This is a genomic window from Haemophilus sp. HN_Hi10 (assembly GCF_049821985.1).
Classification (GTDB): domain Bacteria; phylum Pseudomonadota; class Gammaproteobacteria; order Enterobacterales; family Pasteurellaceae; genus Haemophilus; species Haemophilus influenzae_D.
This window is the reverse complement of sequence record NZ_CP187495.1, coordinates 308548-323265: the sequence shown is the minus strand read 5'-3', so window position 1 is coordinate 323265 and position 14718 is coordinate 308548. Positions and strand designations below refer to the sequence as shown.

Sequence of the window (14718 nt, the reverse complement as noted above, 5' to 3'; positions counted from 1 at the left end):
AATTCTTTCTATGCGTACTTCTTTTTATTTTAGGAGTAATCATTATGATGATAGATAAACGCCTAATTAACACGGTGGCTGATAGCAAAAAATGGATTGGCGTCACGGTGTTGTGGAATTGGGTGGCGTTAGTTGGCGGGATTATTAGTGCCGTCGTGTTTTCTTATATTTTACAGGCGGCTTATTTTCACGAATTGAGCCTGTTAAGTGCGGTCATTTTGGGCATCGTTTTGATTGCAGCATTGGCATTGCGTGCTTTTGCAGGGAAAAAATCGGTGCAGGCGTCTTATTTTGCCAGCACAAAAGTGAAGCATGAATTGCGTAGCCTTATCTATCGTAAATTGGCTTCTATGCCGCTTAACCAAGTGAACCAGCAATCCACTTCAAGCATTATTCAAGTGGCATCAGAAGGTGTGGAACAGCTTGAAATTTACTTTGGGCGTTATTTGCCGCAGCTTTTTTATAGCTTGCTTGCACCGCTTACTCTTTTTGTTTTCTTGATTTTTTTCAGTTTTAAAACTGCCGTGATTTTGTTGATTTGTGTTCCGCTTATCCCTATGTCGATTATTGCGGTAAATAAAATTGCGAAAAAACTTTTGGCAAAATATTGGTCGATTTATGTGGGATTAGGCAGCAGCTTTTTAGATAACTTGCAGGGTTTAATTACGCTAAAAATCTATCAAGACGATACTTATAAAGCGAAAGCGATGGATAAAGAGGCTGAGCATTTCCGCAAAATTACCATGAAAGTACTTACTATGCAGCTTAACTCGGTATCACTGATGGATTTACTCGCTTATGGTGGCGCAGCTATCGGGATTTTAACCGCACTATTGCAATTCCAAAATGCACAACTCAGCGTGTTAGGCGTGATTTTATTTATTCTACTTTCCTCCGAGTTCTTTATTCCCCTTCGTTTGCTTGGTTCATTCTTCCATGTGGCGATGAATGGCAAAGCGGCTTCAGATAAGATTTTCACATTACTTGATACGCCAGTGGAAACCCAACAAAGTGCGGTGGATTTTGAAGCCAAAAATAACGTTCAAGTGGAAATTAAAGATCTGCATTTTTCTTATAGTGAAGAAAAACCAGCAATTACAGGTTTAGATTTGAGTATTTTACCAAATCAGCTTACGGTATTTGTGGGTAAAAGTGGTTGCGGTAAATCGACCTTAGTTTCGTTGTTGATGGGCTTTAATCAAGCGCAACAAGGTGAGATTTTGTTTAATGGACAAAACGCCCTCAATATTGACCGTACTTCTTTCTATCAAAAAGTATCATTAGTAAGCCATAGCAGTTATGTGTTTAAAGGCTCGCTGCGTGAAAATATGACAATGGCGAAAATTGATGCTACAGACGAGCAAATTTATGCGTGTTTAGAACAAGTGAATCTCGCCCAATTTGTACGCGAAAATGGTGGATTAGATATGCAGCTGTTAAGCCGTGGCACAAATTTATCGGGTGGTCAGATTCAACGTTTAGCCTTAGCCCGTGCTTTATTGCACAATGCCGAGCTTTATATTTTTGATGAAGCGACCAGTAATATTGATGTGGAAAGCGAAGAAATTATTTTGCAGTTCATTCAACAATTTAAACAACAAAAAACCATTGTGATGATTTCCCACCGCTTGGCAAATGCGGTAAATGCCGACTGTATTAACGTACTTGACCAAGGCAAATTGATTGAGCAAGGCACACACGAAAGCTTAATGGCAAAACAAGGTGCGTATGCTGAAATGTTCCAACAACAAAAAGATTTAGAACAAATTAGAGAGGTGGCAAATGCGTAAAAATGGTTTTGTTGTAATGGGGCATTTGTTGAAATTAGTGACTCCACTTGCACACATTATGGCGTTTACCATTACTATGGGGACGCTCGGTTTCCTTGCTGCCATCTTTATTATGGTGTTTGGTGCAATGGGGTTAGTAAATCTCTTAAACTTTGACACTCATTTAAGTTTCTCTGGCATTTTGACCGCACTTATCGTATTGGCGGTGGCTCGTGGCGTATTGCGTTATTTAGAGCAAATGTCTGGGCATTATATTGCTTTTAAATTACTTGCATTATTGCGTGACAAAGTGTTTTCTTCTTTGCGTCGTTTGGCTTTTGTGAAGTTGCAAGATAAACAAGCAGGGCAATTAGTGTCATTAGTAACCAATGATATTGAATTGCTCGAAGTATTTTATGCACACACTATTGCACCAATTATGATTGCGTTTTTTACTTCTGCGATTTTATTGTTGGTCTTTGCGCATCTTTCAGGTTGGTTTGTGCTTGTGGCATTGGCCGCTTATTTAACTGTGGGCGTGATTTTACCGATTATCACGACCAAATTGGCACGTGAAGATGGCAGACGTTATCGTGAATTAGTGGGCGAAATGAATGATTTCTTCCTCGACAGCGTGCGTGGTATGAAAGAAATTCAGCTTTTTGGTTATGCAAAACAACGCTTAGATGAAATTCAACAACGCAGCCAAAAAATCGATACAGCTTTTGAACGTATTAAAGACCAAGAAGCAAAAGTACGTGTTTATACTGAAGTGGCAGTATCTGTTTTCAACATCATTATGCTGTTTACTGGCTTAATTTTGTTTAGCTTAGATAAAATTGATTTCGCTGCCTTTTTAATCGGCGTTATTTTATTAATGTCGAGCTATGGGCCAGTTATCGCCTTAAGTAACCTTTCAAGCAACTTATTACAAACTTTGGCTTCTGGCGAACGAGTATTAAGTTTGTTAGCAGAAGAACCAGAGTTAAAAGACGTAGAAAGTGCGGTAGATTTAAAAGATGTTTCTCGCATTGATGTAGAGAACCTAAACTTCGCTTACGGCGAAGAACAAATTTTATCGGATGTCAGCTTATCTGTGAAAAAAGGCGAAATTTTAGGTATTCACGGCAGAAGCGGCAGCGGTAAAAGTACTTTGTTAAAACTGCTTATGCGTTTTTACGATCCTAAATCAGGTAGCATTAAAATTAACGGCGAAACTTTACCGAATATTAACACTCGTAGCTTGCGTGACAATATGGCATACATTACTCAGCAAACCTATATTTTCAACGAAACTATTGAGGAAAATATTCGCCTTGCTCGCCGTGATGCAACCTTAGAAGAAATTATGGAAGCAGCGAAGAAAGCCTCAATTCATGATTTTATTTTGAGTTTGCCACAAGGCTATCAAACAAAAATGACCGAATTGGGTGGCAATCTCTCTGACGGAGAAAAACAACGTATCGGTATTGCACGAGCATTCTTGCATAATGCCCCGATTATCTTGCTTGATGAGCCAACCAGCAATTTGGATAGCTTAAACGAAGCAATGATTTTGAAATCATTACTCAATGTTAAAGCTGAAAAATTGATTATTCTCGTCAGCCATCGCCAATCCACTATGGCAATTTGTGATCAGGTGATTGGCATAGAAAACGGCAGAATGTCCTAAACTAAGACAACAAAAATCGCACTGTTAAGGTGCGATTTTTTTGTTTCTAATACTAAATATTCAAAATTTTATAAAGGTCATCCAAATAATGAATGGATTGAATTTTACGAATTGTACGAGATTTTCCTTGAATTAAAATGGTTTCAGTATTGGCTAAATTGCCTTTGCGGGAGATACCTTTAAGCAAATCGCCATTGGTAATGCCTGTTGCTGTAAATACAAGATTGTCATCACGCACGAGATCTTCCAGTTTTAACACTTCATTCACTTTTACGCCCAGTGCTGTACAACGCTGAATTTCATTAGCTGCAATTTTTTTATTTTCTTCGGTGTCGCCTTTTACTTCATTGCGTGGGATTAAACGAGCTTGCATATCGCCACCTAATGCTCGAATGGCTGCAGCTGCAGCCACACCTTCTGGCGCACCACCAATTCCATAAAGAAGATCGACTTCAGCATCAGGTAAGCAGCAAAGTACAGAACCTGCTACATCGCCATCAGGAATTGCCAATACTTTCGCACCCAAATTATGTATTTGTTTAATTACGGCATCGTGACGTGGTTTTGCTAATACCATTACGGTAAGGTCAGAAAGGGATTTTCCTAGTTTAGATGCGATGCGGCGAAGATTTTGTTCTAGTGGTAAATTTAAATCAATTATGCCTTTTACATTTGAACCCACCACTAATTTTTCCATATACATATCAGGTGCTTTTAAAAAGGTATTTTTGCCACCTGCAGCCAAGACAGAAATGGCATTAGATTGCCCCATTGCGGTCATACGTGTGCCATCAATAGGATCTACTGCGATAGAAACTAATTCCCCTAAGCCAGAGCCGACTTTTTCGCCAATATAAAGCATTGGGGCTTCATCAATTTCGCCTTCACCTATAACGATTTCAGCGTCCATATGGATCAAATTCAGCATATAACGCATCGCTTTTACCGCTGCATCGTCTGCCGCATTTTTATCTCCTCGACCAAGCCACGTGTAAGCTGCTAGAGCGGCTGCTTCCGTCACTCGTGAAAATTCAATGGCTAATGCTCGATTCATTATTATTCTCCTTCTGCTTATTTTTCAAGATTATGGCAAAAATAGCATCATTCTATCACTGAGTAATCGTTTGCATAATAAATTTTTATTCAATGCTTTAAAAAGGTAAATTTACTGGGTAAAATACCCCTAAACTTACCCATATTTAAAAGGAAATCATTATGTCTTTAGAAATTTTAGACCAGCTTGAAGAAAAAATTAAACAAGCGGTAGAAACTATCCAATTACTTCAATTAGAAGTTGAAGAATTAAAAGAGAAAAACGCAGAATCTCAAAGAAATATCGAAAACTTACAAACTGAAAATGAACAGCTGAAAAACGAACATCGTAATTGGCAAGAGCATATTCGTTCATTACTTGGTAAGTTTGATAACGTTTAATCGTAGTAAAAGGCTTAGATTTTCTAAGCCTTTTTATTTTAATCATCTCAATAATTTTCTTTTCTCTTTGAGAAGAAAATAAATATAGGATAATAAAATGCACATTTGTATTCTTTCAGGCAGCACTTTAGGTGGGGCGGAATATGTTGCCGAGCATTTAAACGATGTTTTAGAAACTCAAGGTTTTTCCACCGCACTTTTTCACGGACCAAATTTATCTGACATTGAAAACGAGAAAATTTGGCTGATTGTCACTTCAACGCATGGTGCAGGCGAATTGCCAGATAATTTAAAACCTCTATTTGATGAATTAGTTGATAGCCAAAAGGATTTTTCAGATGTTCGCTTTGCGGTCGTTGGATTAGGTAATTCTGATTATGATACTTTCTGCTATGCTGCGGAACAAGTGGAGCAAACACTTCAAGCAAAAAGTGCGGTCAAAATTTGTGAGACTTTAAAAATTGACGTGTTAAACGTGGATGATCAAGAAAGTTATGCTGAAGAATGGTTACCGAGTTTTATTGAGGGATTGAAATGATTGCCCTAATTCAGCGTGTGTCTCAAGCAAAAGTGGATGTAAATGGCGAAACAATAGGGAAAATTGGCAAAGGTTTACTGGTTTTGCTTGGTGTAGAAAAAGAAGATAACCAAGAAAAAGCGGATAAACTTGCTGAAAAAGTGCTTAATTATCGAATTTTCAGTGATGACAATGACAAAATGAATTTAAATGTTCAACAAGCACTGGGGGAATTACTTATCGTTTCGCAATTTACATTAGCGGCGGATACACAAAAAGGTCTACGCCCGAGTTTTTCAAAAGGTGCGTCCCCAGCATTGGCTAATGAATTATATGAATATTTTATCCAAAAGTGCGGTGAGAAATTACCTGTTTCAACAGGGCAATTTGCAGCGGATATGCAAGTGAGCTTAACAAATGATGGGCCTGTGACGTTTTGGTTAAATGTATAACAAGAAAATCGAATTTGGTAATAAGCTCGCTGTTTTACATTTGTTTATTAAATGGTTTAGTGAATGGAATATTCTTGTTAAAACGTATAAATTCCATCAATTAATAATGAACCACATATTACCTAACAACAAGGTTGGTAAGCAAAAAGGCGGACTGAAGCCCTCCATTGCTCCCTCACCTATAAATGGGCGTTTCCTTTCACCAATGACCACTTAATAATAACGAGCAATCGCTTATTATTTCACTGATTTGGGATAATCGGGAATGTCAGACAACAGCCCACCAAACCCAATAGGCAAATTGCACAGTGCAATGCCAAACGGCGCAAACTTCCTTTCTTGCACCGAAACCTTTTCATTTATTGTTTGTATTATCAACTACAAACTGACAGTACAAGAATATGGTATGCCTTTCCTTTGGTTAAAACTGTGATGAAATTCTTTTAAAATTTCACCGCACTTTTAAGGATAGGCAATTATTGTCGGATTAAAAGAGCAACGGCTTCACAAGCAATGCCTTCTTGTCTTCCTGTAAAGCCTAATTTTTCGGTAGTCGTTGCTTTTACATTAACTTGCTCAATATCGCATTGGAGATCTTCAGCTATTTTGGCACGCATTGCATCAATATGTGGGCGCATTTTAGGTGCTTGTGCAATGATAGTGACATCGACATTACCAATTTTATATCCCTTTTTTTGCACTTGACGAAACGCTTCACGCAGTAAGCCTCGACTATCCGCATTTTTATATTGCATATCGGTATCTGGGAAAAGTTTTCCAATATCGCCTAAAGCCGCTGCCCCCAAGATTGCATCAGTTAATGCGTGTAGTGCTACATCGCCATCAGAGTGCGCAATAAAGCCAGTGTGATAAGGCACTTCTACACCACCAATAATTAATGGACGATCTTCGCCAAAAGCGTGAACATCAAAGCCGTGTCCAATTCTGATCATAATTTATTCCTTGTTAAATAAAATTCTGCTAATGCTAAATCTTCTGGACGAGTCACTTTTAAATTATCGCTACGTCCAGCCACTAAGTGCGGTCGAAATCCAGCCAGTTCCATTGCTGATGCTTCATCTGTTATATTCGCACCTTGTTGAATTCCTGTGGAAAGCGCATGTCTTAATATATCTACTGGGAAAAACTGCGGTGTCATTGCTTGCCAAAGCTGGCTACGATCTTCTGTTTTCACAATACATTGCTGATTATCCGCCCGTTTAATCGTATCTGTTGCTGGGATTGCCAAAATCGCACCTTGTTCATCTTCAATAGCTAACAATTTATCAATATCAGCATGTTGTAAACAAGGGCGAGCAGCATCGTGAACAAGCACCCACGCATTTTTTTCCGCAATTGCATTTAAACCATTTAAGACAGATTCAGCTCGCGTTGTGCCACCTTCTACTAGCTGAATTTTAGGATCGAGCGATAGTGTAGAAATATAAGGATCATCTTTGCTTACAGCCAAAATAATTTTAGATACGGCAGGATAAGAAAGCATCACATCGAGTGTATGTTCAAGCAGTGTTTTGCCAAGCAGCGTTAAATATTGTTTAGGTTTATCCGCTTGCATCCGTGAACCAACACCAGCCGCAGGCAAGACCGCAATAATTGAACGAGCCATTATTTACTCTCTTTTACAATATGATAGAACACTTCATTTTCTTTCACTAAGCCATGTTGCATTCGTGCGCGTTCTTCGATCGCTTCAAAACCTTTTGTTAATCCTTGAATTTCTGCATTAATACGCTGATTACGTTGAGATAGCTTTTCATTTTTTGCTTGATTTTCCTTAATTTTCTCAGCATTTTGACGATAATCTAAAAAGCCGTTACTGCCAAACCAAAAATCATATTGAAACAATACTAATACTGAAAGGAGGATTAAAATAAGAAGTCGCATACGGATATTTGTTGTGAGTAAAATTTTAACCAGTTTACCGTGAAAAATTAGGAAAAACGATAAAATGAAAGAAAGTGCGGTTAAAAATTCTTTTATTTTAACCGCACTTTTTTGTATAAAAATTATTTTCTAGAGAGAGGTGGCACAAAGGTTAAACCTAAATCCCAAGGTTGCTCAATCCAAGTATTTTGTGGAATATCAATCACATAGTCATCTACTAATTCTGCACCTGCAGGTTTTGCAAATACAGTGACAAATTTTGCATTAGGGTACATTTGACGAATCGCACGCGCTGTATTACCCGTATCAACTAAATCATCTACTACGATAAACCCTTCGCCGCCATTTGGCACTTGGGCTGCATGCAGAACTTGTAGTTCTCCCTGATTGTTATGATCGTGATAGCTTGCGATACAAACGGTTTCAATATGGCGAAGACCTAATTCTCTAGCCAACACAGCCGCTGGAAACAAACCACCGCGACTCACCGCAATAATACCTTTCCATTGGGAAGCTGGAAGTAAACGTTCTGATAATTTGCGGGCATGCATTTGAAACATATCCCAAGTTACCACATATTTTTCGCTCATAATTGCACCTTAGTTTAAATTTATCGAGAAATAAAAAATTGCGTAAGGATAACCCGAAATGGCGTTTTATGCTATTATTTCGTAAATATTTTCAGTAAAAGGAGCAATTATGTCTGAAATTACAACACTTCAACCCTCATTGTTATGGAAATGGTTTGATCAAATTTGTGCAATCCCTCATCCTTCTCATTATGAAGATGCGTTAGCTAACTTTATTGTAAATTGGGCGAAAGAAAAGCATTTTTTTGTGGAACGCGATGAAGTAGGCAATGTTCTCATTCGTAAACCTGCGACGAAAGGAATGGAAAATCACACACCTGTTGTTTTACAAGCGCACTTAGATATGGTGCCACAGGCTAATGAAGGTAACCCGCATGATTTTACTAAAGATCCTATTCAACCTTATATTGATGGAGAATGGGTAAAAGCGCGAGGTACAACATTAGGATCTGACAATGGTATCGGTTTAGCCTCTACTCTAGCGGTGTTAGAAAGCAATGATTTAGCGCATCCACCTCTTGAAGTGCTTTTAACAATGACAGAAGAAACGGGGATGGATGGTGCGAAAGACCTGCGTCATAACTGGTTACAATCTGAAATTTTAATCAATACAGATACCGAAGAAATTGGCGAAATTTACATTGGTTGTGCGGGTGGCATTAACGCAAACTTTGAAATTCCAGTTCAATATGAAACCAATACCTTTGAGCATAGTGTACAAATTACACTTAAAGGTTTACGTGGTGGCCATTCTGGTGTTGATATTCATACAGGACGTGCAAATGCAATTAAAGTGTTAGCGCGAATATTAGCAAAACTCTCTCAAAATCAACCGCACTTTACTCTCTCTGAAATTCGTGGTGGCTCAATTCGTAATGCAATTCCTCGAGAAGCAGCGGCTGTATTAGCCTTTAATGGCGATGTAAAAGCCATAGAAAGTGCGGTAGAAAATCTTGCGGTTGTGCTTAAAGAAGAATTAGCCATTGCCGAACCTAATCTCACACTTTTTGTAGAATTTGTAGAAAAATCTGCAACAGTATTCACAGCACAAAGTACTCAAACGGTAATTAATGCACTCAACGTATTGCCAAACGGCGTAATCCGCAATAGTGATGTAGTTAAAAATGTTGTAGAGAGTTCATTAAGCGTTGGCGTATTGAAAACAGAAGGTAACGCGGTAAAAAGCACCATTTTAATTCGTTCATTAATTGAAAGCGGTAAATATTACGTAACTGAAATGCTTAGCTCACTTGCAATCTTAGCAAATGCAAAAGTTGAGTTTTCTGCACCTTATCCGGGCTGGCAACCTGTAAACGACTCAACTATCTTAGACGTTACTCGCAAACATTATGCTGAAGTGCTAGGCGAGGAGCCTGTAGTGAAAGTCATTCACGCAGGATTAGAATGTGGTCTTTTAAAAGAACATTATCCAAACATTGAAATGATTTCTATCGGGCCAACAATCCGAAATGCTCACTCACCAGATGAGAAAGTGGAAATTGCAACAGTACAAACCTATTGGGATTTATTGACAAGGGTACTTGCCGATATTCCTGCGAAGTAATCTAATATTAATTAAAAGTGCGGTTAAAATTTCTGGTGATTATGTAGTAGCTGCATAAAAGATCGAAATTTAACTAGTGTTGCATAAGATACCCTTATTTTTATAAGGGTATCATTTTGTATATAGTTGTTTTTATGACTATTACAGATATCTTCTAAGCCTAAAATTAGTATCCCTTATTTTAGTAGATTTGAGCCCTAAGTCATAGAGCTCAAATTTTCTGTTGGGATAGATTTTTTACTCGTATAAGCGAATTACATCATTCCGCCCATTCCACCCATACCGCCCATTCCAGCAGCACCTAAATCGGCTTTATCATCTTTTGGAAGATCAGTTACCATACATTCAGTGGTAATCATTAAGCCTGCTACGGATGCCGCGAATTGCAATGCAGAACGAGTGACTTTAGTTGGATCTAAAATACCCATTTCGATCATATCGCCGTATTGTTCTGTACCTGCGTTATAACCAAAGTTTCCTTCGCCATTTTTAACCGCACTTGCCACAACAGATGCTTCTTCGCCTGAGTTAGTGACGATTTGACGTAGAGGTGCTTCCATCGCACGTAATGCAAGTTTGATACCCACATTTTGTTCTTCGTTGTCACCTTTTAGGCTTGCTGCAACTTTCGCTGCTGCGCGAACTAATGCAACGCCACCACCGGCAACGATACCTTCTTCAACCGCAGCACGAGTTGCATGTAATGCGTCATCTACACGGTCTTTTTTCTCTTTCATTTCAACTTCAGTTGCTGCGCCTACTTTGATTACTGCCACGCCGCCAGCTAATTTAGCAACGCGTTCTTGAAGTTTTTCTTTATCGTAGTCAGAAGTTGATTCTTCAATTTGTTGGCGAATTTGAGCCACACGACCTTTGATTTGAGATTCATCTCCGATACCATCAATAATGGTTGTGTTATCTTTATTGATTACAACACGTTTTGCTTGACCAAGATCTTCAAGTGTCGCTTTTTCAAGCTCCATACCGATTTCTTCAGAAATTACAGTACCTGAAGTTAAGATCGCAATATCTTGTAACATCGCTTTACGACGATCTCCAAAGCCTGGTGCTTTCACGGCTGCAACTTTTACGATACCGCGCATCGTGTTCACTACTAAGGTTGCAAGTGCTTCGCCTTCCACATCTTCAGCGATGATTAATAATGGTTTACCTGCTTTTGCAACACCTTCTAACACTGGAAGTAATTCACGAATGTTAGAGATTTTTTTATCTACAAGAAGAAGATATGGATTATCTAATTCAACCGTTGCTGTTTCTGGTTTGTTGATGAAATATGGAGAAAGGTAGCCACGATCGAATTGCATCCCTTCAACCACATCTAATTCATCTTCAAGACCCGTACCATCTTCAACGGTAATCACGCCTTCTTTGCCCACTTTTTCCATAGCTTGAGCAATTAATTGACCCACAATGCTGTCAGAGTTTGCAGAAATAGTCCCTACTTGTTCAATTTCTTTTGCTGTTTCACAAGGTTTAGATAAATTTTTAAGCTCAGAAACAACCGCACTTACTGCTTTATCAATACCACGTTTTAAATCCATTGGGTTCATGCCTGCCGCTACTGCTTTCAATCCCTCATTTACGATAGCTTGAGCAAGTACAGTTGCAGTGGTTGTACCATCGCCTGCTGCATCATTTGCTTTAGATGCTACTTCTTTTACCATTTGTGCGCCCATATTTTCGAATTTATCTTCTAATTCGATTTCACGAGCAACAGATACACCGTCTTTAGTGATAGTTGGTGCGCCAAATGATTTGTCTAAAATTACATTACGACCTTTAGGGCCAAGGGTTACTTTTACTGCATCTGCTAATACATTCACGCCTTTAAGCATTTTTACGCGTGCGTCATTACCAAATTTTACGTCTTTTGCTGCCATTTTCTTTTTCCTTATCTAATTATTCTACAATTGCTAAGATGTCGTTTTCAGAAATAATTAATACTTCTTCGCCATCGATTTTTTCGCTTTTCACGCCGTAACCGTCGTTGAAAATTACGGTATCGCCAACTTTAACATCTAAAGGTTGAACAGTGCCATTTTCTAAAATACGACCTTTACCCACTGCTAATACTTTCGCACGGGTTGATTTGGTCGCAGCTGATCCAGTTAATACGATACCGCCAGCTGAACGGGTTTCGACTTCTTCACGTTTAATAATTACACGATCGTGTAAAGGACGAATATTCATAATTAATTTCCTTCTTAAGAGTTTGTAAGTGCGGTCTTTATATAAGGAAGATTTTTTTTCTTTCAAGGGGAGTTACAAAAAATTCTGACAAAATATTTTTCCTATTTTAGATTTTTTTACGTAAAATTCGCTGATCTTCGCATAATAAATAAATTAAGGAATGACAATATGCACTTAACTTCCAGAGAACAAGAAAAGCTGATGCTTTTCCTCGCGGGCGAATTGGCGGCAAAACGCAAAGCACGTGGCGTTAAATTAAATTATCCAGAAACTGTTGCCTATATTGCGAGTCATTTACAAGAGGCGGCAAGAGATGGAATGAGTGTGGCTGAAGTCATGCAATATGGTTCAACACTTTTAACCGTTGATGATGTGATGGAAGGCGTCGCTGAGATGGTACACGAAGTGCAAATTGAAGCAACTTTCCCAGATGGCACAAAACTTGTTACCGTGCATAATCCAATCAGATAACCGTAGGGTGGGCTTTAGCCCACCAAATAAAAATATCAATGGTGGGCTAAAGCCTACCCTACAAGGAACAAAGATATGATCCCAGGCGAATACCAATTAGCCGAAGGCGATATTCTCGCTAATGTCGGCAGAAAAACAGTGATAATTGAAGTAACCAACTCGGGTGATAGACCCATTCAGGTGGGTTCTCACTACCATTTTTTTGAAACTAATAATGCTCTTAAATTTGACCGTACTTTGGCACGCGGTATGCGTTTAAATGTGCCTTCTGGTAATGCGGTGCGTTTCGAACCGGGAGAAGCCAAAACCGTTGAGTTAGTGGCTTTTGGTGGTAACCAAATTATTTACGGTTTCCATAATCAAATTGATGGCAAATTATAAAGTAGGGCAAGATGGCATTAACAATTTCAAGAGCGCAATATGTAGCAACTTATGGCCCAACCGTTGGCGATAAAGTCCGTTTAGGCGATACCAATTTATGGGCAACTATTGAGCAAGATCTATTGACCAAAGGCGACGAGTGTAAATTTGGTGGCGGTAAAAGTGTACGCGATGGCATGGCTCAAAGTGGTACGGCAACTCGCGATAATCCAAATGTATTGGATTTTGTGATCACTAACGTGATGATCATTGATGCAAAATTAGGCATTATCAAAGCGGATATTGGGATTCGAGATGGTCGCATTGTGGGCATTGGTCAAGCAGGTAACCCAGATACGATGGATAATGTCACGCCAAATATGATTATCGGTGCTAGCACAGAAGTACATAACGGTGCACATTTAATTGCAACCGCTGGCGGTATTGATACACACATTCACTTTATTTGCCCTCAACAAGCACAGCATGCGATTGAAAGTGGCGTTACTACGTTAATTGGTGGCGGAACAGGCCCGGCTGACGGCACACACGCGACCACTTGCACACCAGGTGCGTGGTATATGGAGCGTATGTTCCAAGCGGCAGAAGCATTGCCTGTAAACGTAGGATTTTTTGGTAAAGGCAACTGTTCAACTTTAGATCCGCTACGCGAACAAATTGAAGCTGGCGCATTAGGTTTAAAAATCCACGAAGACTGGGGCGCAACGCCTGCAGTAATTGATTCGGCATTAAAAGTGGCAGATGAAATGGATATTCAAGTGGCAATCCACACCGACACTCTGAACGAAAGTGGCTTCTTAGAAGATACCATGAAAGCGATTGATGGACGTGTTATTCATACCTTCCACACGGAAGGAGCTGGTGGCGGTCATGCGCCAGATATCATTAAAGCAGCGATGTATCCAAACGTATTACCGGCTTCAACTAACCCAACTCGTCCGTTTACGAAAAACACTATCGATGAACATTTGGATATGTTGATGGTTTGCCATCATTTAGATAAACGCGTGCCAGAAGATGTAGCTTTTGCCGATAGCCGTATCCGTCCTGAAACTATTGCAGCAGAAGATATTTTGCATGATATGGGTGTTTTCTCGATTATGAGTTCAGACTCTCAAGCGATGGGGCGTATTGGCGAAGTCGTTATTCGTACATGGCAAACCGCAGATAAAATGAAAATGCAACGTGGCGAATTAGGCAATGAAGGAAACGATAACTTCCGTATTAAACGCTACATTGCGAAATATACCATCAATCCAGCGATTGCACACGGCATCTCGGATCATATTGGTTCATTAGAAGTGGGCAAAATTGCAGATATCGTGTTATGGAAACCGATGTTCTTTGGCGTAAAACCAGAAGTGGTAATTAAAAAAGGTTTTATTAGCTACGCAAAAATGGGCGATCCAAATGCCTCTATTCCAACACCACAACCAGTGTTCTACCGTCCAATGTACGGTGCACAAGGCTTAGCAACGGCACAAACTGCAGTTTTCTTTGTTTCACAAGCCGCTGAAAAAGCAGATATTCGTGCTAAATTCGGTTTACACAAAGAAACTATTGCGGTGAAAGGCTGCCGTAGTGTGAGTAAAAAAGATCTTGTTCATAATGATGCAACACCTGAAATTACAGTGGATCCAGAACGCTATGAAGTGCGTGTAGATGGTGAACTAATTACCTGTGAACCTGTGGATACGGTGCCATTGGGGCAACGGTATTTTATGTTCTAAGTAAAAAGAGCGGTCAAAATTT

At 39.3% G+C, this 14718-nt stretch carries 17 protein-coding genes; 10 read left to right on the top strand and 7 right to left on the bottom strand.

Annotated elements, in window-relative coordinates; translation table 11 throughout:
* Window positions 1-44 precede the first annotated feature (44 nt).
* Window positions 45-1790, top strand: coding sequence for an ABC transporter ATP-binding protein/permease (locus ACPT8Q_RS01590; protein WP_425622294.1), 1746 nt, complete (start codon window positions 45-47; stop codon window positions 1788-1790).
* Window positions 1783-3441: a thiol reductant ABC exporter subunit CydC gene (gene cydC / locus ACPT8Q_RS01585; protein WP_425622293.1), complete on the top strand. Its 1659-nt coding sequence runs from the start codon at window positions 1783-1785 to the stop codon at window positions 3439-3441. Before ACPT8Q_RS01590 ends, cydC begins: the two co-directional genes overlap by 8 nt.
* Window positions 3442-3493: 52 nt before the next feature.
* On the opposite strand, the gene glpX is transcribed toward cydC, so the two are convergent.
* A complete protein-coding gene (glpX, locus tag ACPT8Q_RS01580) occupies window positions 3494-4495 on the bottom strand; it encodes a class II fructose-bisphosphatase (protein WP_050948954.1) in 1002 nt (333 codons plus the stop codon).
* 161 nt (window positions 4496-4656) lie between these two features.
* Here glpX and ACPT8Q_RS01575 point away from each other — a divergent pair, with 161 nt between their 5' ends.
* From ACPT8Q_RS01575 to ACPT8Q_RS01560, 4 genes are all read left to right on the top strand, one after another.
* Entirely contained in the window at window positions 4657-4875 is a 219-nt protein-coding gene (locus ACPT8Q_RS01575; RefSeq protein WP_005650820.1) for a cell division protein ZapB, read from the top strand.
* Between the two features lie 97 nt (window positions 4876-4972).
* On the top strand, window positions 4973-5413 hold the full coding sequence (mioC, locus tag ACPT8Q_RS01570; protein WP_050948953.1) for an FMN-binding protein MioC: 441 nt from the start codon (window positions 4973-4975) through the stop codon (window positions 5411-5413).
* Window positions 5410-5844, top strand: a complete 435-nt coding sequence (gene dtd / locus ACPT8Q_RS01565; RefSeq protein ID WP_005658975.1) for a D-aminoacyl-tRNA deacylase — start codon at window positions 5410-5412, stop codon at window positions 5842-5844. The genes mioC and dtd overlap by 4 nt, the downstream gene beginning before the upstream one ends.
* Window positions 5845-6109: 265 nt before the next feature.
* Window positions 6110-6277, top strand: a complete 168-nt coding sequence (locus tag ACPT8Q_RS01560; RefSeq protein WP_171970165.1) for a hypothetical protein — start codon at window positions 6110-6112, stop codon at window positions 6275-6277.
* Between the two features lie 43 nt (window positions 6278-6320).
* On the opposite strand, the gene ispF is transcribed toward ACPT8Q_RS01560, so the two are convergent.
* The 4 genes from ispF to gpt all read right to left on the bottom strand — a co-directional run bounded on the left by ispF (window position 6321) and on the right by gpt (window position 8339).
* Window positions 6321-6797 (bottom strand): 2-C-methyl-D-erythritol 2,4-cyclodiphosphate synthase, encoded by a 477-nt coding sequence (ispF, locus tag ACPT8Q_RS01555; protein ID WP_005658971.1) that lies wholly within the window; start codon window positions 6795-6797, stop codon window positions 6321-6323.
* Window positions 6794-7471, bottom strand: coding sequence for a 2-C-methyl-D-erythritol 4-phosphate cytidylyltransferase (ispD, locus tag ACPT8Q_RS01550; protein ID WP_050948951.1), 678 nt, complete (start codon window positions 7469-7471; stop codon window positions 6794-6796). Before ispD ends, ispF begins: the two co-directional genes overlap by 4 nt.
* The gene (gene ftsB, locus ACPT8Q_RS01545) at window positions 7471-7749 is read right to left on the bottom strand and encodes a cell division protein FtsB (protein ID WP_050948950.1); all 279 of its coding nucleotides are present in this window, start codon (window positions 7747-7749) and stop codon (window positions 7471-7473) included. The genes ispD and ftsB overlap by 1 nt, the downstream gene beginning before the upstream one ends.
* 122 nt (window positions 7750-7871) lie before the next feature.
* Window positions 7872-8339 carry a xanthine phosphoribosyltransferase gene (gene gpt, locus ACPT8Q_RS01540; protein WP_005632242.1) on the bottom strand — a complete coding sequence of 156 codons (468 nt, stop codon included), beginning with the start codon at window positions 8337-8339 and terminating at the stop codon, window positions 7872-7874.
* 109 nt (window positions 8340-8448) lie between these two features.
* On the opposite strand from gpt, the gene ACPT8Q_RS01535 reads away from it, so the two are divergent.
* Entirely contained in the window at window positions 8449-9903 is a 1455-nt protein-coding gene (locus ACPT8Q_RS01535) for an aminoacyl-histidine dipeptidase (protein ID WP_425622292.1), read from the top strand.
* A 254-nt stretch (window positions 9904-10157) separates the two neighbouring features.
* Here the strand turns inward: ACPT8Q_RS01535 and groL are convergent, their stop codons facing one another.
* Window positions 10158-11804, bottom strand: coding sequence for a chaperonin GroEL (gene groL / locus ACPT8Q_RS01530; protein WP_050948948.1), 1647 nt, complete (start codon window positions 11802-11804; stop codon window positions 10158-10160).
* Between the two features lie 19 nt (window positions 11805-11823).
* Window positions 11824-12114, bottom strand: coding sequence for a co-chaperone GroES (locus ACPT8Q_RS01525; RefSeq protein ID WP_005629492.1), 291 nt, complete (start codon window positions 12112-12114; stop codon window positions 11824-11826).
* Between the two features lie 168 nt (window positions 12115-12282).
* On the opposite strand from ACPT8Q_RS01525, the gene ureA reads away from it, so the two are divergent.
* The 3 genes from ureA (at window position 12283) to ureC (ending at window position 14696) form a co-directional block, all read left to right on the top strand.
* Window positions 12283-12585: an urease subunit gamma gene (ureA, locus tag ACPT8Q_RS01520; RefSeq protein ID WP_021034590.1), complete on the top strand. Its 303-nt coding sequence runs from the start codon at window positions 12283-12285 to the stop codon at window positions 12583-12585.
* A 75-nt stretch (window positions 12586-12660) separates the two neighbouring features.
* Window positions 12661-12966, top strand: coding sequence for an urease subunit beta (gene ureB, locus ACPT8Q_RS01515; RefSeq protein ID WP_050948947.1), 306 nt, complete (start codon window positions 12661-12663; stop codon window positions 12964-12966).
* Window positions 12967-12977: 11 nt separating this feature from the next.
* The gene (ureC, locus tag ACPT8Q_RS01510) at window positions 12978-14696 is read left to right on the top strand and encodes an urease subunit alpha (RefSeq protein WP_050948946.1); all 1719 of its coding nucleotides are present in this window, start codon (window positions 12978-12980) and stop codon (window positions 14694-14696) included.
* Window positions 14697-14718 lie beyond the last annotated feature (22 nt).